At 66.6% G+C, this 18489-nt stretch carries 12 protein-coding genes; 11 read left to right on the plus strand and 1 reads right to left on the minus strand.

Annotated elements, in window-relative coordinates; translation table 11 throughout:
• Nucleotides 1-40: 40 nt before the first annotated feature.
• The gene (locus AC1DGP_RS07655; protein ID WP_141740036.1) at nucleotides 41-820 is read right to left on the minus strand and encodes a HugZ family pyridoxamine 5'-phosphate oxidase; all 780 of its coding nucleotides are present in this window, start codon (nucleotides 818-820) and stop codon (nucleotides 41-43) included.
• Nucleotides 821-1022: 202 nt separating this feature from the next.
• Between AC1DGP_RS07655 and AC1DGP_RS07660 the strand changes: the two genes are divergently transcribed.
• The 11 genes from AC1DGP_RS07660 (at nucleotide 1023) to addA (ending at nucleotide 18404) form a co-directional block, all read left to right on the plus strand.
• Nucleotides 1023-1724 carry a response regulator transcription factor gene (locus AC1DGP_RS07660; RefSeq protein WP_113515657.1) on the plus strand — a complete coding sequence of 234 codons (702 nt, stop codon included), beginning with the start codon at nucleotides 1023-1025 and terminating at the stop codon, nucleotides 1722-1724.
• A gap of 72 nt (nucleotides 1725-1796) precedes the next feature.
• Nucleotides 1797-3593, plus strand: a complete 1797-nt coding sequence (locus AC1DGP_RS07665) for a stimulus-sensing domain-containing protein (protein WP_476831941.1) — start codon at nucleotides 1797-1799, stop codon at nucleotides 3591-3593.
• Nucleotides 3594-3602: 9 nt separating this feature from the next.
• Complete coding sequence (locus AC1DGP_RS07670) at nucleotides 3603-4070, plus strand: hypothetical protein (RefSeq protein ID WP_441491985.1); 468 nt, start codon at nucleotides 3603-3605, stop codon at nucleotides 4068-4070.
• A 110-nt stretch (nucleotides 4071-4180) separates the two neighbouring features.
• Entirely contained in the window at nucleotides 4181-4582 is a 402-nt protein-coding gene (locus AC1DGP_RS07675; RefSeq protein WP_043234821.1) for a PTS sugar transporter subunit IIA, read from the plus strand.
• Between the two features lies 1 nt (nucleotide 4583).
• Nucleotides 4584-4919, plus strand: coding sequence for an HPr family phosphocarrier protein (locus tag AC1DGP_RS07680; RefSeq protein WP_069878534.1), 336 nt, complete (start codon nucleotides 4584-4586; stop codon nucleotides 4917-4919).
• Nucleotides 4920-5209: 290 nt separating this feature from the next.
• Nucleotides 5210-6610: an adenosylhomocysteinase gene (gene ahcY, locus AC1DGP_RS07685; protein ID WP_476831942.1), complete on the plus strand. Its 1401-nt coding sequence runs from the start codon at nucleotides 5210-5212 to the stop codon at nucleotides 6608-6610.
• 497 nt (nucleotides 6611-7107) lie between these two features.
• Nucleotides 7108-9474 carry a sensor histidine kinase gene (locus tag AC1DGP_RS07690; RefSeq protein WP_476831943.1) on the plus strand — a complete coding sequence of 789 codons (2367 nt, stop codon included), beginning with the start codon at nucleotides 7108-7110 and terminating at the stop codon, nucleotides 9472-9474.
• On the plus strand, nucleotides 9471-11024 hold the full coding sequence (gene tsaE / locus AC1DGP_RS07695) for a tRNA (adenosine(37)-N6)-threonylcarbamoyltransferase complex ATPase subunit type 1 TsaE (protein WP_476831944.1): 1554 nt from the start codon (nucleotides 9471-9473) through the stop codon (nucleotides 11022-11024). Before AC1DGP_RS07690 ends, tsaE begins: the two co-directional genes overlap by 4 nt.
• 108 nt (nucleotides 11025-11132) lie before the next feature.
• Nucleotides 11133-11840: a nucleotidyltransferase family protein gene (locus AC1DGP_RS07700; RefSeq protein WP_441492059.1), complete on the plus strand. Its 708-nt coding sequence runs from the start codon at nucleotides 11133-11135 to the stop codon at nucleotides 11838-11840.
• Complete coding sequence (gene addB, locus AC1DGP_RS07705; protein ID WP_476831945.1) at nucleotides 11833-14943, plus strand: double-strand break repair protein AddB; 3111 nt, start codon at nucleotides 11833-11835, stop codon at nucleotides 14941-14943. The genes AC1DGP_RS07700 and addB overlap by 8 nt, the downstream gene beginning before the upstream one ends.
• On the plus strand, nucleotides 14940-18404 hold the full coding sequence (gene addA / locus AC1DGP_RS07710; RefSeq protein ID WP_476775112.1) for a double-strand break repair helicase AddA: 3465 nt from the start codon (nucleotides 14940-14942) through the stop codon (nucleotides 18402-18404). Before addB ends, addA begins: the two co-directional genes overlap by 4 nt.
• Nucleotides 18405-18489 lie beyond the last annotated feature (85 nt).

Genomic DNA, 18489 nt, shown 5'->3' on the forward strand with positions numbered 1-18489 from the left:
TAAATCGATTGAATAATCCGAGCCCTCCAGCACAGCGTCATCAGGCCGCAGCTCGGGCCTTCTGGGCCAGCGCCACCAGCGCGGCACGCAACGCCCCCGGGCTGGTGACACGCTCGGGAAAGACAAGGCGCGCCGCAGCATCGCCGCAGACAAGATCAAGCCCTTCGGGGTCGAGTCCCGTCGCCCGCCAGCGCCCCTCCGCCTCACCCAGCAGCCGCGTCGCATACAGCGCGAGCGCGTCCGCATGGTCCTCGTTCATATGTGCGACGGCGCCGTCCTCGGCCTCGATCAGCGCATCGCACCCCGTCAGGTCGAGCAGGACGTCACCTGTCGCGATCTCGGCTGCGCGGGCAAACCCGCCATTGGGATGGAGCCCGGAGACCTCGAGCCGGAAGAGCGAAAAATCGGGGAAATCAATGTAGAGCTTCGACTTGGGGTGACGCGCCAGGAACCGGCGCCGCGCCCGCGGATCGTCGGTGCGCAGGGCACGCCCGGCCACGCTGACGCGCTTCGAGTTGGCCATGGGGTCGCCCTTCCCCAACGCAAAGCACAGGATCGAGCAGCGCGGATCGGCATCGAGATTGCGCGTATGCAATGCGAGCTTCGAGAGCAGAAGAAGCGGCGTTCCATCGACATCGGTCGCGACATTCACGAGAGTCGACAACGGAAATCCGCTTGCCGGGTCAAGGGTCGCCAGCGGCGCCGTGCGAGCAATGCGCAGCAGCTCGCGCGCCATCGCGACCGCATCGAAGGAATCCGGCGCCGTGCCCCCGAGTTCGACGCCGCGCGGCGTGATCGCCTGTCCCTGAACCTCAGACATCGCACGCTCCTCACCCTCAAAAATCGGCCTTGGCGAGCCGCGCCAGCCGAAGCCGCCGACAGCCGCTCCGGACCCTTTCGGCATAACAACGCGTTAGGCTGTAGCGAAACCGTCACGGCACCGCTAGATTGCAGCCACGGTTTGGCCGCTCTCTCGCGAGAGTGGACCCGTCATTGCAACGCGGCCCAGAGACGTAAAGCCCATGCCAACCATTGCGCTGGTCGATGACGACCGCAACATCCTGACCTCGGTCTCCATCGCCCTCGAGGCCGAAGGATACCGGATCATGACCTATACGGACGGGGCATCGGCGCTTGATGGGCTGAAGCAGAACCCGCCGGATCTGGCGATCTTCGATATCAAGATGCCACGCATGGACGGGATGGAGCTGCTTCGGCGGCTCAGGCAGAAATCCGACCTGCCGGTGATCTTCCTGACGTCGAAGGACGAGGAGATCGACGAGCTCTTTGGCCTGAAGATGGGCGCGGATGACTTCATCCGGAAGCCGTTCTCGCAGCGACTGCTGGTCGAGCGCGTCAAGGCGATCCTGCGCCGCGCAGGCGCCAAGGATGTCAGCGCGCCAGCGCGGCCGGAAGACGCCAAGGCCCTGGAGCGCGGCCAGTTGCGCATGGACCCGGAGCGTCATACCTGCACCTGGAAGGGCGAGCCGGTCACGCTGACCGTCACCGAATTCCTGATCCTGCAGTCGCTGGCACAGCGTCCCGGCGTGGTGAAAAGCCGCAACGCCCTAATGGACGCCGCCTATGACGACGAGGTCTATGTCGACGACCGCACCATCGACAGCCATATCAAGCGGCTGCGCAAGAAGTTCAATCAGGTCGATGCCGAGTTCGACATGATCGAGACGCTGTACGGTGTCGGTTACCGCTTCAAGGAGATGTGAGAATCGCGATCGATGCCTTGACCTGCTCCGAGGGACACTTAACGGCCTTCGTGGAATTGGAACGCATCACGCATGGCGACGATTGAACAGGACAGACCCCGCGCCGAAGGCCGCCGCAGCCGTCCGGCGCTGCGGCGGCGCGTAGCGCTTGCGGGACGGCATGCCTGGCGCGCCATCTCGTCGCGCGCGGCCTCCAGCCTGACGCGTCGCATCGTCGTCCTCAATCTCGCCGGGCTCGTGGCACTGCTGCTCGGCTTTCTCTACCTCAATCAGTTCCGCGAAGGATTGATCGAGTCCCGGGTGCAAAGCCTGCTGACGCAGGGCGAGATCATTGCCGCGTCGATCGCGGCCTCCGCGACGGTCGAGACCGACACGATCACCATCGACGCCGATAAGTTGCTGCAGCTGCAAGCAGGTGAGAGCGCCGGCATTGCCGACGATCCGCTCGATTTCTCGATCAATCCCGAGAAAGTGGCGCCGCTGCTCAGGCGCCTGGTGACGCCGACCAAGACCCGTGCCCGCGTCTATGACAAGGACGGGATGCTGACGCTCGATTCGCGCAATCTCTATTCGCGCGGCGACGTGCTCCGGCTCGACTTGCCGCGCCTCGGCGAGCAGGACGAGGCGCCCTTGCTCGAGCGCACATGGAACATGCTGCGCAGCCGGCTCGGGCGTGCCGACGTGCCGGCCTATGACGATTTCGCCAATGCCAATGGCAAGTCCTATCCGGAGGTGGCACGCGCCTTGAGCGGCGTTCCAGCCAGTGTCGTGCGCGTCAATACGCGCGGGCAGACCATCGTCTCCGTCGCCGTGCCGGTCCAGCGCTTCCGGACCGTACGCGGAGCGCTTCTGCTCTCGACCCAAGGCGGCGACATCGACGGCATCATCGCCGGCGAACGCTACGCCATCATCCAGGTCTTTGCCGTTGCTGCGGGCGTGATGATCGTGCTGTCGGTGCTGCTGGCCGGCACGATCGCCGAGCCGATCCGCAAGCTCGCCGACGCTGCGCAGCGCGTGCGCAAGGGCGTGAAGTCGCGCGAGGAAATTCCCGATTTCACCAATCGCCACGACGAGATCGGACACCTGTCAGGCTCGCTGCGCGACATGACAAAGGCACTCTACAACCGCATCGAGGCGATCGAGAGCTTCGCCGCCGATGTCGCCCATGAGCTCAAGAACCCGCTCACCTCACTGCGCAGTGCCGTGGAAACGCTGCCGCGCGTGAAAAACGACGATTCCCGCGGCCGGCTGCTCGCCGTGATCCAGCATGATGTCCGGCGCCTCGACCGCCTGATCTCGGATATTTCGGATGCGTCGCGGCTCGACGCGGAGCTGGCACGCAACGATGCCGCCCCCGTCGACATGGCCCAGGTCTTGGAAGCAGTGGTCAGCTTGCAGAACCAGACGCGTCGGGATGGCCAGCCCGGCATCGAGCTTTCGGTCGAGCGGCGCGGGCAGCGCCCTGGCGGACGTCAGGACTTCCTGGTGATGGGCCATGATTCCCGGCTCGGCCAGGTCATGGTCAATCTCATCGACAACGCCCGTTCCTTCTCGCAGCCCGACAACCCCGTGCGCGTCATACTGTCGCGCGTCGGGCCCGATGTGCTGATCAGCGTCGAGGATGACGGGCCGGGCATCCCGCCCCACGCCATCGAGCGCATCTTCGAGCGCTTCTATACCGACCGACCGGACGAGGGCTTCGGGCAGAATTCCGGGCTCGGCCTTTCGATCTCACGCCAGATCGTCGAAGCCCATCGCGGCAGCATTCGGGCCGAGAACCGGCTCGACCGCTCGACCGGAGCTGAAGACCCGCCACGGCTCGGTGCCCGCTTCGTCGTACGGCTGCCTGCCGTTCAGCACATCGCCTGAGTTGCCGCCATGGACAATGCCAACACGGCCGCAACCGGCGAACGCGTGCATGCCAGCACGATTGCGATTGGAGAGGCCGGAATCATCATCCGCGGCCCATCCGGCGCCGGAAAATCGGTTCTGGCGCTGGCCCTCATCGCGCTCGCCAGGCAGGACGGCCTGTTTGCGCGCCTGGTCGCCGACGACCGGACCGAACTGAATGCGACTGGCGGCAGGTTGGTCGGCTACCCCGTCTCCCCGCTGGAGGGACTGATCGAGCGACGCGGTCTCGGCCTCACGCCCGAGCCCTACTTGCCCGGCGTCGTGATCCGGCTGATTGTCGATTGCAGTGGCGAGGAGCCGGAACGCATGCCTGAGCCGGAAGCGCTGGTGGAACGCCTGGCAGGTATCGACCTGCCGCGGCTGACCGTGAAGGGTCGGGCCGGTGACGAGCGGCTTGTCCTCACCGCCCTGCGCCTGTTCATGGGAGATGCGTGAGCCTTGTTTTCGACAAGATTCAATCCAGCTGTCTTGCCTAACCCGCGCGCCTGCCGCATAAACCGCGACCTTGTCCGGGCGCCTGCAAGCGCTCTCCGGTGCGATAGTGAATGATCGGACTCGTCCTTGTGACGCATGGGCATCTGGCGACCGAGTTCCGCTCAGCGCTCGAACATGTCGTCGGCCCCCAGCAAAACCTCGCCACCATCGCCATCGCCCCCGATGACGACATGGAGGCCCGTCGACGCGACATCATCGCGGCGGTCGAAGCCGTCGAGAACGGCAAGGGCGTGATCGTTCTCACCGACATGTTCGGTGGCACGCCCTCGAATCTGGCCATCTCGGTGATGGAACCCGGGCGGATCGACGTCGTGGCCGGGATCAACCTGCCGATGTTGATCAAGCTCGCCAGCGTGCGCGAGGAGAAGACCCTCGACGAGGCCGTAACCAGCGCGCAGGATGCCGGCCGAAAATACATCACCGTAGCCAGCCGGGTTCTGGCGGGAAAATAGGATGAGCGGCCAGGTGAGCAGCAGCGAAGACGATTGTGATTGCCCGGAAACGGCGATCCCGAACGGCGCGCTTTATTGCGAACTGCCGATCGTCAACAAGAAGGGGCTGCACGCCCGCGCCACGGCGAAATTCGTGCAGTGCGCCTCGAATTTCGACGCCGACATTACCGTGACCCGCTGCGGCGAGACCGTCGGCGCGACCTCGATCATGGGTATCCTGACGCTCGGCGCCGGCATCGGCTCGACCATCACCGTCGTCGCCAAGGGCCGTGACGCCCAGGAGGCGCTGAAGGCGCTCGAAGCGCTGGTCGCCGACAAGTTCGGCGAAGGCGAATAGACTGAGGCGCCGACCGCGCTCCCTTCCAGGTCGCCTGAGGTCGGATTTTGCTGCGCTCGGCCTGAGATGCGCTGGTGGCAAACCGTCCCCTCCCTTCCCGGACTGCTGACTTCTGATGGCAAGCACGCGACAATGCCCGATGCGGGCATCTGACGGGCGAGGTTCGCGCATGTCGCGCCGCGCTCATTCCCGGCGCATATAAAGACATCTTTATATCTTTGATTGCCTTCTGACGCCGTCGCTGCTAGAGAGCCGCGCGTCATTCAAGATCAAGCCATTGGAGCAGCCCCGTGTCGAAGCACGATTACGTCGTCAAGGACATCAGCCTCGCGGATTACGGCCGCAAGGAAATCAACATGGCCCAGGACGAGATGCCGGGCCTGATGGCGATCCGCGCCGAGCATAAGGGCAAGGCCCCGCTCAAGGGCGCCCGCATCGCCGGCTGCCTGCACATGACCATTCAGACCGCCGTGCTGATCGAGACGCTGAAGGAACTCGGCGCCGACGTGCGCTGGTCGTCCTGCAACATCTTCTCGACCCAGGACCATGCCGCCGCCGCGATCGCCGCGACCGGCACCCCGGTCTTCGCCATCAAGGGCGAGACGCTGGAGGAGTATTGGGAATACGTCCTGCGCACCGCGACATGGGGTGACGGCGGCACGCCGAACATGATCCTCGACGATGGCGGCGACCTGACCATGCTGATCATCCTCGGTGCCGAGGCCGAGGCCGGCAAGGCCGAATTCCTGGACAAGCCGGGCAACGAGGAAGAGACGATCTTCTTCAAGCTGATCAAGCGGGAGCTCAAGGCCAATCCAGGCTGGTTCACCAAGACCCGCGCCGCGATCAAGGGCGTCTCGGAAGAGACCACCACCGGCGTGCACCGCCTCTACGAGCTGGCCAAGGCCGGCCGCATGCCCTTCCCGGCGATCAACGTCAACGACTCCGTCACCAAGTCGAAGTTCGACAACCTCTATGGCTGCCGTGAATCGCTGGTCGACGCCATCCGCCGCRGCACCGACGTGATGATGTCGGGCAAGGTCGCGGTCGTCGCCGGCTATGGCGACGTCGGCAAGGGCTCGGCCGCTTCGCTGCGCCAGGCCGGCTGCCGCGTGCTCGTCACCGAGATCGACCCTATCTGCGCGCTGCAGGCGGCGATGGAAGGCTACGAGGTCGTGACCATGGAAGATGCTGCGCCCCGCGCCGACATCTTCGTGACCGCCACCGGCAATCTCGACGTCATCACCGTCGAGCACATGCGCGCCATGAAGCACCGCGCCATTGTCTGCAATATCGGCCATTTCGACTCGGAGATTCAGGTCGCCGGCCTGAAGAACTTCAAGTGGGACAACGTCAAGCCGCAGGTCGACGAGGTCGAGTTCCCCAACGGCAAGCGCATCATCCTGCTCTCGGAAGGTCGCCTGGTGAATCTCGGCAACGCCACCGGCCACCCGTCCTTCGTGATGTCCTGCTCGTTCTCGAACCAGACGCTGGCCCAGATCGAGCTCTGGAACCACCACGCCAAGTACGAGAACAAGGTCTACACGCTGCCGAAGCATCTCGACGAGAAGGTCGCGGCGCTCCACCTCGCCAAGGTCGGGGCCAAGCTGACTGTGCTCAACGATGCGCAGGCGAAGTATCTGGGCCTGGCCCCGACCGGCCCGTTCAAGCCCGAGCTCTACCGCTACTGACACGCCAACAGGCGTAAAGTTGAAGAAGCCCGGCGTTCGCGCCGGGCTTTTTTGCATCTGACTGACCTCTCATTATTGCAAGAAGACACCACTAATAGACAGTGCCCTACAGCCAGGCTCAATTTGTTGATTTCTTGGCCTGGGGCGGCACTCGGTCGCGATTTTCCACGCATTTACCTGCCATTAAGCACTTCCTGCCGGACTCCACCGGTGATTAGAGTGGAGCTGATTCGGGCCCGCTGCGTTCGCGCGAGGTCGAGCAAGCTCAAACGGGTTGGTGTGGTGGTGTGCGTGCGTCCGGTTCGGGCTGCGGCGCCTCGATCGGCTTTCCACCTTGGCCGTTCAACGCCAGGGTCGGGTTCAGACTAAGTGACGGAAGCAGAATGAGACGAGCGGGGCGAAAGAGACGGAACGGAGATGCGGGGCGCCACAGCGCACTGCTCCCAGGCCTCGCCGTCGGCAGCATTCCGCTTCCGGCGCTCGCACAAACCGAGATCATGGCTCCGCTCCCGGCAGGTGCGCTTGGTGCCGGCAGCCTTTCGATCGTCCTGGCCGGGCTTGTGGTCTTCGCGGCAACAACCTCGATCATCTATGTGCGCGAGCGGGGACGCTGGCAGCGCCGTGAAGGAGAGCTCGCGAGCGAACTGGAAGCGGCCCGCAGCCACCAGGAACGCCTGGGTGCGCTGCTCGCCTCCGATGCCCAGGTCGTCGTGAGCTGGAACGGAAAGAACGCCGAGCCGATCTTCGAGGGCGACAGCGGCTTTCTCGGCGCGCCCGGCGCTGCGCTGGCCCTTGCCTATGGCAGCTGGGCCCCTCCCGCCGACGCCAAGCGCCTGGAACTCGCCACCGACGCATTGAAGGAGCGCGGCGAAGCCTTCGGCTTCACGCTCAGGAGTCGCTCCGGCCCGTTCATCGATGTCGAAGGCCGCCCCGTCGCAGGGCGTGCGGTGATCCGTTTCCGCCAGGTCAGCGGCGAGCGGGCCCGGGTCATGGCGCTGCAAAGCGAACTTGAGCATGTCACCGCCGATCATGCAGCGCTCTCCACCTTGCTGGCTGGCCTGCCGCAACCGGTCTGGACCCGCAATGCCGACGGTCGCCTGAGCTGGGCCAATGCCGCCTATGCCCGCGCGGTCGAAGCTGCCGGCGGCAGCGAGGCGGTGAAGGGCGGCCTCGAGCTGCTCGACCGCAATGAACGGGAGAACGCAGCCAAGGCGCGCAGCGAAGGGCGCCCGTTCGCAACACGCGCTCCGGCCGTGGTAGCCGGCCAGCGGCATACGCTCGACATCCTGGAATTGCCGACGCCGGCCGGCTTTGCCGGCATCGCGACCGACATGAGCGAGCTTGAGGCCGTTCGCGCCGACCTGCAGCGCCAGATGGATGCGCATGTGCGCACGCTCGACCGGCTGAAGACGGCCGTTGCCGTGTTCGATGCCTCACAACGGCTGGTCTACAGCAATTCCGGGTTCGAGACGCTCTGGTCGCTCGACTCCGCCTTCCTCGAAGGCAAGCCCAGCGATAGCGAAATCCTCGACCGGCTGAGAGCCGAGCGCCGCCTGCCTGAACTCGGCGACTACCGCAGCTGGAAGGCTGCGGTGCAGGCCACCTATACAAGCCCGCGTGCCAGCGAGGACTGGTGGTATCTGCCGGACGGGCGGACGATCCATGTCGTCTCGAGCCCCAACCCGCAAGGCGGCGTCACCTATCTCTTCGATGACGTGACCGAACGCTTCACGCTCGAATCCCGATTCAATGCGCTGTCACGCACGCAACGGGAAACGCTGGACTCGCTGCGCGAGGGCGTCGCGGTGTTCGGTTCGGACGGCCGGCTCAAGCTCTCCAACCCCGCCTTCGCCCAGGCCTGGAAGATCCACGGCGACCTGGCCGGAGCCACGCCGCATATCGACGAGGTGGTCCGGCTCTGCCGGCCGCTCTATCCGCATGACGATGTCTGGACGGAGCTGCAGAGCGTCATCACCGGCGTGCGCGATGCGCGTGAGGACTATGGCTGCCGGATGGAGCGTCGTGACGGCACCGTGCTCGATTGCGCCGCCGCGCCGTTGCCGGACGGAGCGACGCTGATCACCTTCGCCGACGTCACCGCAAGCGTGAATGTCGAACGTGCCCTGACCGAAAAGAACGAAGCCCTGGAGAAGGTGTCGCGGCTGCGCGAGGATTTCGTCCACCACGTCTCCTACGAGCTGCGCTCGCCGCTGACCAACATCATCGGCTTCGCGCAATTGCTCGGCGCCGAGACGATCGGTGCGCTCAACGAGAAACAACGCGACTATACCGGCCATATCGTGCGCTCGTCCGGCGCACTGCTCGCGATCATCAATGACATTCTCGACCTCGCCTCGATCGACAACGGCGCTTTGGCGCTCGAATTCCAGGAAGTCGATGTCGCCGAGACCATTGCCCAGGCGACGGCCGGCCTGCACGACCGCCTGATCGACAGCAAGCTGACCCTCAAGGTCGATATCGCGCCCCAGACCGGCCCCTTGAGGGCAGATGGCCGCAGGTTGCGGCAGGTGCTGTTCAACCTGATCTCGAACGCGATCGGCTTCTCCGCTCCCGGCCAGACCATCGGGGTCACGGCCGGACGCCTCGGCGGCGATGTCCGCATCACCGTCGCCGACGAAGGCCGCGGCATCCCGGCCGAGGTCAAGGACAAGGTGTTCGACCGCTTCGAGAGCCATTCTCTCGGCTCCAAGCATCGCGGCGTCGGACTTGGCCTCTCCATCGTGCGTTCGATCGTCGAGCTGCATGGTGGCCATGTCGAGCTCGATTCTGCGCCAGGGCAGGGCACGCGGGTCACCGCGGTGTTTCCCTCGGAAGGCATGCCGCTCTCGGATGCCGCTGAATGACAGAGGATACCGTGAAGACAGGCGGGCATCGGCTGACGCTGGCCGGTGAAGCCGCCACGGTGCGGCTCGGCCGCGATCTCGCCGCGATCCTCAAGCCCGGCGATATCGTGGCGATCTCCGGCCATCTCGGCGCCGGCAAGTCGTTGCTGGCGCGCGCTATCCTGCGCGAGCTTGCCGACAACCCGGACCTGGAGGCTCCGAGCCCGACCTTCACCCTGGTGCAGAGCTACGACACGCTGCGCGGCAGCGTGATCCATGCCGATCTCTACCGGGTGCGATCCCCCGACGAGCTCGATGATATCGGGCTGATCGAGGATCTCGACCGCATCATCACGCTGGTCGAGTGGCCGGACCGGGCCGGTACGCGGCTGCCTGCCGGTCGGCGGCTCGACATCGTGCTCGACGTCGACCCAAAGGCGCCCGAGACCGGGCGGATCGCCAGTCTCGCGGGCGGTGTGCTCTGGCGCTCGCGCCTTGCCATCGCGATCGCAGCGCGGCGATTGATCGACTCTGCCGGATGGGGTGAGGCCAAGCGCGACTTCATGCTCGGCGACGCCTCGACCCGCGCCTATGAGCGGCTGACGCGTCCGGATGGACAAACCGCCATCCTGATGATTTCGCCGCCGCGCGCGGACGGCCCCGCGATCCGCCTCGGCAAGCCTTACAGCGCCATCGCGCACCTGGCGGAATCGGTCGATGCCTTCGTCGGCATGGATCGCGGCCTGCGCTCGCTGACCTATTCGGCCCCCGACATCTTTGCCCAGGACCTCGAGACCGGCCTCCTGCTGATCGAGGACCTCGGTGACGAAGGCGTGCTCGACGAGAACGGACCGATTCCCGAACGCTATGAGGCCGCCGCACGCCTGTTGGCCGACATGCATCGCCACACCTTGCCGGCGATCCTGCCGGTCGCCGACGGACGCGACTACATCGTGCCGGACTATGATCGGGGTGCGCTCTCGATCGAGACCGAACTCGTGCTCGAATGGTACGCCCCGCATATTGCCGGCGTGACCTTGCCGGCGGTGACTCATGCCGAATTCAGCCGCATCTGGAGCAAGCTGTTCGACGAAATCCTCGCCGCACCATCGACCTGGACGCTCCGCGACTTCCACTCCCCCAACCTGATCTGGCTGCCGAAGCGTGAAGGACACGCCAAGCTCGGTCTGATCGATTTCCAGGACGCCGTGCTCGGCCACCCCGCCTATGATCTGGTCTCGCTGGGACAGGACGCGCGTGTCGACGTGCCGGCGGCGCTGGAACTCAAGCTGCTTGCCGCCTATGGCTCGGCGCGGCGGGCGGCGGACGAGAGCTTCGATCTCGCCGGCTTCGCTCGCGCCTATGCGATCCTGGGCGCACAGCGCAACACCAAGATTGCCGGGATCTTCGCACGCCTCGACAAGCGCGACGGCAAGCCTGCCTATCTCAAGCACCTGCCGCGAATCGAAACGTACTTGCGCCGCAACCTCGAGCACCCAGCGCTCGAAGAGCTGAAGGCCTGGTATCAGGCCCATCTGCCGAAGCTGTTCGAGACAGCCGAGAGCCTCTGAGAGGTCGTCCGCGACAAGCGCGACCGCGACGCGCTATGGATCGCACAGGTTCATCACAATCGGGAGATTCGCGTGACTGAGACGGGTTTGCGGCCGATCCGCCGGGCCATGGTGCTGGCGGCAGGCATTGGCCAGCGCATGCGCCCAATCACCGACAGCCTGCCGAAGCCCTTGGTCCGGATCGGCGGCAAGGCAATGCTCGATCACGCGCTCGACCGGCTCGCCGAAGCCGGCGCCACCGAGGCGGTCGTCAATGTCCACCATCTCGCCGAACAGATCGAGGCTCACCTCGCCGGGCGCACGCATCCCCGGATCGTCATCTCGGACGAGCGCGACGAGCTGCTCGAAACCGGCGGCGGCGTGAAGAAGGCCCTCCCGCTGCTCGGCGGCGAACCCTTCTTCCACGTCAACTCCGACTCGCTCTGGAGCGAGACCGGCATCTCCAACATTGCGGCCATGGCCGAGGCCTGGACGCCGGCGGAGATGGACATGCTGATGCTGCTGGCCCGGCGCGAGGACAGTGTCGGCTTCGACGGCGCCGGCGACTTCTTCCAGGATGCGGACGGCCGGCTGACACGGCGCGGACAGGCGCCAACGGCCCCCGTCGTCTATGCCGGGGTGATCATCATGAAACCCGAGATCTTTGCCGACACCCCCGAGGGCTCGTTCTCGCTCAACCTGCTCTTCGACCGGCTCATCGCACGAAAGCGCCTGTTCGGACATGTTCTGCAGGGCCAGTGGCTGCATGTCGGCACGCCGGAAGCGATCGCGCCGGCAGAAGCCGCATTCGCGGCCGCCCAGAGCTTCCATGGCTGAGCTCAACCTGTTCACCATCCCCGCCGGCACAGCGTTTCTCGACGTGTTGGCGCAGGCGGTGCTGGACGGACGATTCGGTCAGGTCTACGCGCCGGATGATCCGGCAGCGATGGCTCGTGCGACGCTCTATCTCCCGACGCGCCGTGCAGCGCGGGCCCTGGTCGCCGGCCTGTCCGCGAGGCTTGGCGGCAAGCCGCTGCTGCTGCCGCGCATCGTGCCGCTCGGCGATGTCGACGAGGCCGAGACGGCGCTGATCGGCGCGGGCGGCTGGGATGGCGCGCGCGTCGGGCCGATCGACCCGCTGGCGCGGCGGATGCTGCTGGCGCGGTTGGTCGATAGCTGGGGACGCACGGCGAACCGCAGCCACCTGAAGCTCGACCCGTCAGAGCCCTCGCTCGTGCCTTCAACGCTGGCCGAGGCCTGGGGGCTGGCTGGCGACCTCGCCGCCCTGCTCGACCAGATGCAGACCGAAGGCGTGCCGGTCGAGCGGCTGGCGACCCTTGACGCCGCTCGTTTCGACAAGGTTTGGCAGCTCAATGCGAGCTTCCTAGCCATCCTGGGCGAGGCTTGGCCGAAGATCCTCGAAAGCCGCGATGCCTGCGATCCTGCCGATTTTCGCAACCGCATGCTCGAAGCCGAACGCCAACGCCTGCTTTCCGGCAGCGTGACCGGGCCTATCATTGCTGCGGGCTCCACGGGCACGATCCCGGCCACCGCCCGGCTTCTCGCAGCGATCGCGGGGATGCCCAATGGCGCGGTCGTACTGCCCGATCTCGACCTCGACCTGGCTCAGCTTGCCTGGGAGGCGATCGAGAAGGAGCCTGCACCGTCCCACCCGCAGGCGGCATTGTATCGGCTGCTCCAGACATTGAAGGCCGGCCGTGACGACGCCCAGCCGCTGGCGAGGCCGGAACCGGGCCTCGCGGCCCGGGCGGCGTTGCTGCGCGAGGCGATGCTTCCGGCATCGGTCACGGAATTCTGGGCCGATCTCGCGACCCGCGTTTCCCCGGGCGAGGCTGAAGCAGCCTTCGATGGGATCAGCATCGTGGAGACCGCCGACGAGCGCGAGGAGGCGCTGGCAGTCGCCATCGCGCTCCGTGAAACACTGGAGCAGGACGGCAAGCACGCCGCACTGATCACTCCCGATCGCGGCCTCGCCGAACGAGTCGTCGTGGAACTCCGGCGCTGGGGCATCGAAGCCGATGATTCCGCTGGCCTGCCGCTCGCGCGCTGGCCGGCCGGCGCCCTGCTGCGCCTCCTCCTGGAGGCTGCGCGAGCCCAGATGATGCCGGCGAGCCTCGTTCCCTTGCTCGCCCACCCGCTTTGCCGGCTCGGACTGTCGCGACAGACCGTGGCGCAGGGCGCGGCGGCGCTCGAGATCGGCGCCTGGCGGGGCGAGGCTGTCACAAAGGGATTTGCGGGCCTGCGCAACAGTTTTGCGGCGGTTCCGGGACTGATGCAGGACCGGCATGCGCCTGCGCCGCGCAGGCGCCTGAACAGCGCGGATCTCGCCGCCGCGGGCCTGGTTCTCGACGCCCTCGAGGCCGCCATGGCGCCGCTGCTCGCAGCACTGGCCGCCCCGCTGCCTGCCTTCGCTACTGTGGTGACGGCAAGTCGCGATGCCCTGGTCGCACTCAGTCGGGCGGAGAGTGGCGCCACGCTCGCCTTCGTCGGGCCGGACGGCGAGGCCCTTGCAGGGCTGTTCGACCAGATCGACGGCGCCCTCCCCGATGCTCCCGAGGCCGGCCATCCCCGCGATGTCATTGCGATCCTCGACAGCCTGCTGGCCGAGACATCGGTCCGACGCAGCGGGACGGGCCATCCTCGCGTCAAGATCTGGGGCTTGCTGGAAGCGCGCCTGCTGGAAGCCGACCATGTCGTGCTGGGCGGCCTCGTCGAGTCCGTCTGGCCTCCGGAGGCCAAGACCGATTCCTTCCTGAACCGGCCGATGCGGGCCGAACTGGGCTTGAGCGCTCCCGAGCGGCGCATCGGCCAGACCGCGCATGATTTCATCCAGGGCGCGATGGCGCAGCGGGTGACCCTGACCCGCGCGCGCAAGGCCGGCGAGGCCGAGACCATCGCCTCGCGCTTCTGGCAAAGGCTCAAGGCCGTGACCCCTCAGGATGTCTGGAACGGGGCCGCGGCCAGGGGAGCCCGCCTGACCGGGCTTGCTTCACTCCTGAGCAAACCCGCCGACGCCAAACCAATCGGCCGCCCTGCTCCGCGGCCCGCGCGCCAGCTCCAGCCCGTCGCGCTCAGCGTCACCGAGGTCGAGACGCTCTACCGCGACCCCTACCAGATCTTTGCCCGCAAGATCCTGAAGCTCGACGCCCTTCCCGAGCTCGTTGGCGACCCCGGCGCCAGCGATCGCGGCAACCTGATGCATGATATTGTCGGGACTTTCGCGGAGACCTATCCGGAGCAATTGCCGGCCGACTCACTCAATCACCTGATCGCGATCGGCAAGCGCCTGTTCCAGGCGTTTGACGATACACCCGAGGTCCGCGCCTTTTGGTGGCCGCGCTTCCTCCTGACCGCCAGTCATTTCATCGGCTGGGAGGAGCGCCGGCGCGGCGAGCTGGCACGGGTTGCAGTCGAACGCGGTACCGCGGCGACGTTCAAGCTGCCGGACGGCGCGGAATTCAGACTGAGCGGGCGGGCCGACCGAATCGAGATCACGCGGCAGCCCTCGCTGCGCATCATCGACTTCAAGACCGGAGCTCCACCAAGCAAGGCGCAGGTCGAGAAGGGTTTTGCGCCGCAATTGACACTGGAAGCCGAGCTCGCGGCGCGATCCGGATTTCGCGAGGATATCGCTCCTGCACCGGTCGACGCGCTGCTCTATCTCAAGCTCCATCACGATCCGAAGGGCTGGGCCAAGGACAAGCCGCTCGAGTTCGATGGCGAGCCTCTGGCCGATGTCGCCGCGCGCCATCTCGAACGGCTGATCGAGCATCTCCATGCGCTTCGAAGCGGGCGCGAAGCCTATGTCTCGCGGCGCGCGCCCGACTACATCAAATATACCAGCCCCTACGACCAGCTCGCGCGGGTCAAGGAGTGGTCCGCGGCACCGGGTGGCGACGAGCCCGGAGGCGAAACATGAAGCCCGGCTGGATCGTTCCCCCGCAGACCAACCAACGCCAGGCGCTTGCCGCCCGGCCCGATCTCAGCGCCTGGGTTTCGGCCAATGCCGGTTCAGGCAAGACGCATGTGCTGGTCAACCGCGTGCTGCGACTGCTGCTCGATGGCGTCGCGCCGGCCCGGATGCTCTGCATCACCTACACCAAGGCGGCGGCCGCCAATATGGCGAACCGCGTGTTCAAGGCGCTCGGCGCCTGGGCGACCATGCCGGATGAGGCCCTTTCCGCGGCGCTCCAAGGCCTGACCGGCGAGCGCGCGACGGCGCGGCAGCAGGCAAGCGCTCGCCGGCTGTTCGCGGAGGCGCTGGAGACGCCGGGTGGGCTCAGAATCGAGACCATCCACGCCTTCTGCACGCGCGTTCTGCAATCTGCGCCCTTCGAGGCGAACGTACCGCCGCGCTTCGAGGTTGCCGATGATCTCGCGCAGGCTGAGCTGCTGCACGACGCAAGGCGCGAATTGCTCGCGGCCATTGCCGCCGATCCTGCCGGCGCGGAGGCGCAGGCGCTCGACCTGCTGGCCAGGCAGGCGGCGCAGGACACCTTTGACGCGATGATGCAGGAGGCCTTGCGCCAGCGCACCCTGTTCAGCGACGCAGACGGCCGCGCGCGCTCGGCGCAGGAGATGCGCGCGGGCATTTCGGGTTTCCTGGGAATTGCACCGGACCTGACGAATGACGAGGTGCTGGCCGATTTCCGGCGCGATCTTGCCTCCGTTCCAGGACTTGCCGCTCTCGTCTCGGCGCTGGATGCCGGTAGCGCGACCCGGCAGAAATTTGCGGCTGCGCTGCGGAGCCTGACGGCGCAGCAGTTCGAGGGCGACCCGATCGCAACCTGCCGCTCCGGCTTCATCACGGCCGAAGGCACGGTCAACGCGCATATCAGGGGCAAGGGCAAATCCGAACTCGAGTCGGCGCTGATGGCCGTGCTCGACACTCTTGCCGATCTCCTGCTCGGCGCAGTCGACCAGCTCAACGCCATTGCCATCCGCGACCGCAGCCACGCGCTCGCGCTGCTGGTGACACGGATGCTCGCCTCTTATCAGCGGTTGAAGAGCGAGCGCTCGCTGCTGGACTATGACGACCTGATCGCCAAGACGCGCTCCCTCCTCTCGCGGGTCGAGGCCGCCTGGGTGCTCTACAAGCTCGATGCCGGCATCGATCACATCCTGCTCGACGAGGCGCAGGACACCAGCGAGGCGCAATGGGCGATCCTGGGCGCGCTCGCCGACGAGTTCACGGGCGGACGGGACACGCGCGCAGAGAGCCCAAAGCCCCGGACGATCTTCGTCGTCGGCGATGAGAAGCAGTCGATCTACGGCTTCCAGGGTGCCGCGCCGAGCGCCTTCGGCGAGCAGCGGACCCGGCTCGGGCTGAATATCCGGCAGGCGCAGCTCGCATTCGAGGCGGTGAGCCTCAACACCTCCTTCCGCTCGGCGCCCGACATCATGCGGGCGGTGGACATCGTCTTCGCGGTGGCGGAGCACGCCCGCGGGCTGGTCTTCGACGGCAGCGCCCGGCCGGAGGTGCATGACACGGTGCGCCAGGGCGACCCCGGCGCAGTCGATCTCTGGCCGCTATCGGCCGACGACCAGAGCGAGCCGCCGGATGCCTGGACGACTCCGGTCGACGCGCCCGAGCAGCGTAGCGGGACCGTGAAGCTCGCAACGCGCATCGCCGGCGTGCTGGCACGCTGGACGCGCAGCGGGCAGGATGATCTCGGACACGGCTTCAAGCCCGGCGACGTCATGATCCTGCTGCGCCAGCGCGGGCCGCTGTTCGAGGCGATCGTCAAAGCCCTGAAGGATGCGGGCGTGCCGGTGACCGGTCGCGATCGCTTGAGCCTCGCGACACATCCCGCTGTCGAAGACCTCGTGGCACTCGGCCGGGCGCTGCTCCTGCCCGATGACGACCTGTCGCTGGCCATCGCGCTGAAGACGCCGCTGCTTGGCCTCGACGACGACGATCTGATGCGCTTCGCGCCGGAGCGAAAGGGCTCGCTGCGCGTCGCCCTGCACGGCATCGGCGAAAGCGAGCCGCGCTTTGCCGCCACCGAAGCACGCCTCTCCCAACTCGGTGACGACGCACGGCGCATCGGGCCATTTCGCTTCTTTGCGCAGCTGCTCGGGCCGGAAGGCGGGCGCAATCTCGCTCTGGCTCGGCTTGGGGCCGAGGCCGGCGACGCGCTCGACGCCTTTCTCAACGCGGCGCTGGACTATGAGCGACGGCACGGCCCATCGCTTGCCGGCTTCCTGCACCACATTACCCAGGCCGGAACCGAGGTTAAGCGCGACCTCTCCAGCAGCGCAGGCGAAGTGCGCGTCATGACGGTGCACGGCTCGAAGGGATTGGAGGCGAAGATCGTGATCCTCGCCGATCTCGCCCCCGAGCCGGGCGCCAACCGCTTGCCGAAGATTCTCGCGGTGGAACCTCCCAGGGGCAAACTCGTGCCGATCTGGCCCCCGGCCAGGGCAGACGATGCGGAGGCGACCCGCAGGGCGAAGGCGCAGGTCGTCGACCAGCTTGCCGAGGAGCATCATCGCCTCCTCTATGTCGCGATGACCCGGGCCGAGGACCGGCTGATCGTCTGCGGAGCGCAAGCCAAAGGCGAGGCGCCGCCCGGAAGCTGGTATGCGATGATCGAAAGCGGACTTTCGCTCGCGACATCGGGCCTGCAGGAGGTCGCCGCACCGGACGGTGTCGGCACGATCCGGCGCTTCATGGTCTCGGCACCAAAGCCCACCGGTCCTGTGGAGGAGGCGCAGTCCAAGCCGGTGCTCGCCGAACCCGGCTGGCTCCGCGCCTCCGCGCCCGCCGAACAGGAACCGTTGCCACCGCTCAAGCCGTCGAATGCGATCAGCGCCGCCGATGCGGCCGAGCGGCCGGGCGACGGCCCATTCCTTGCCGAGGCAGCGCAAGCCGGCCGGCTGGCGCATCTGCTCCTGCAGATCCTGCCGGATGTCGACGCGCCGGCCCGCAACGCGACGGCACAGGCACTCGCCGCCCTGCGCGGAGCCGGTTTGCCTGGCGCACGACGCCAGGAGGTCATCGGCCAGACCCTGGCTTTGCTTCGCGCCCCTGCGCTTTCCGCCCTGTTTTCATCCGGATCTCTGGCTGAGGTTCCGATTGCCGGCGAGATCACGCTTGCGAATGGTGCAGTGCGCGCCGTCTCGGGCCAGATCGACCGGCTCGCCGTCACGGAGAACGAGGTACTGATCGCCGACTTCAAGACGGCGTCGCGCCCGCCGGCCGATGAATCGGCGATCCCGCCCGCGACGCAAGCCCAGCTCGCCGTCTATCGCGCCCTGATCGGGCAAATCTATCCGGGGCGGCAGGTGCGGACCCTGGTGATCTACACTGCGACGCTCGCGACACTGGAGCCACAAGCCGCTGCGCTCGATGCCGTTCTGGCGAATTTGGCAGGGTAGCCCTGCTTCAATGCAAGGCCGACGAAACTTGACCCGGGCTGCCGGCGTTCATAGCTTCGGTGTCGAATGCAGCAGTGCTGCGAAC

The sequence above is a fragment of the Allobosea sp. 05T433 genome, from assembly GCF_056396065.1.

Bases quoted from the DNA above. Each gene is read 5' to 3' on its own strand.
- AC1DGP_RS07670 (WP_441491985.1), top strand. From the start codon at position 3,603: ATGGACAATGCCAACACGGCCGCAACCGGCGAACGCGTGCATGCCAGC.
- AC1DGP_RS07660 (WP_113515657.1), top strand. From the start codon at position 1,023: ATGCCAACCATTGCGCTGGTCGATGACGACCGCAACATCCTGACCTCG.
- AC1DGP_RS07700 (WP_441492059.1), top strand. From the start codon at position 11,133: ATGGTGCTGGCGGCAGGCATTGGCCAGCGCATGCGCCCAATCACCGAC.
- addA (WP_476775112.1), top strand. From the start codon at position 14,940: ATGAAGCCCGGCTGGATCGTTCCCCCGCAGACCAACCAACGCCAGGCG.
- AC1DGP_RS07665 (WP_476831941.1), top strand. From the start codon at position 1,797: ATGGCGACGATTGAACAGGACAGACCCCGCGCCGAAGGCCGCCGCAGC.
- addB (WP_476831945.1), top strand. From the start codon at position 11,833: ATGGCTGAGCTCAACCTGTTCACCATCCCCGCCGGCACAGCGTTTCTC.
- AC1DGP_RS07675 (WP_043234821.1), top strand. From the start codon at position 4,181: ATGATCGGACTCGTCCTTGTGACGCATGGGCATCTGGCGACCGAGTTC.
- AC1DGP_RS07690 (WP_476831943.1), top strand. From the start codon at position 7,108: ATGGCTCCGCTCCCGGCAGGTGCGCTTGGTGCCGGCAGCCTTTCGATC.
- AC1DGP_RS07680 (WP_069878534.1), top strand. From the start codon at position 4,584: ATGAGCGGCCAGGTGAGCAGCAGCGAAGACGATTGTGATTGCCCGGAA.
- tsaE (WP_476831944.1), top strand. From the start codon at position 9,471: ATGACAGAGGATACCGTGAAGACAGGCGGGCATCGGCTGACGCTGGCC.
- AC1DGP_RS07655 (WP_141740036.1), bottom strand. From the start codon at position 820: ATGTCTGAGGTTCAGGGACAGGCGATCACGCCGCGCGGCGTCGAACTC.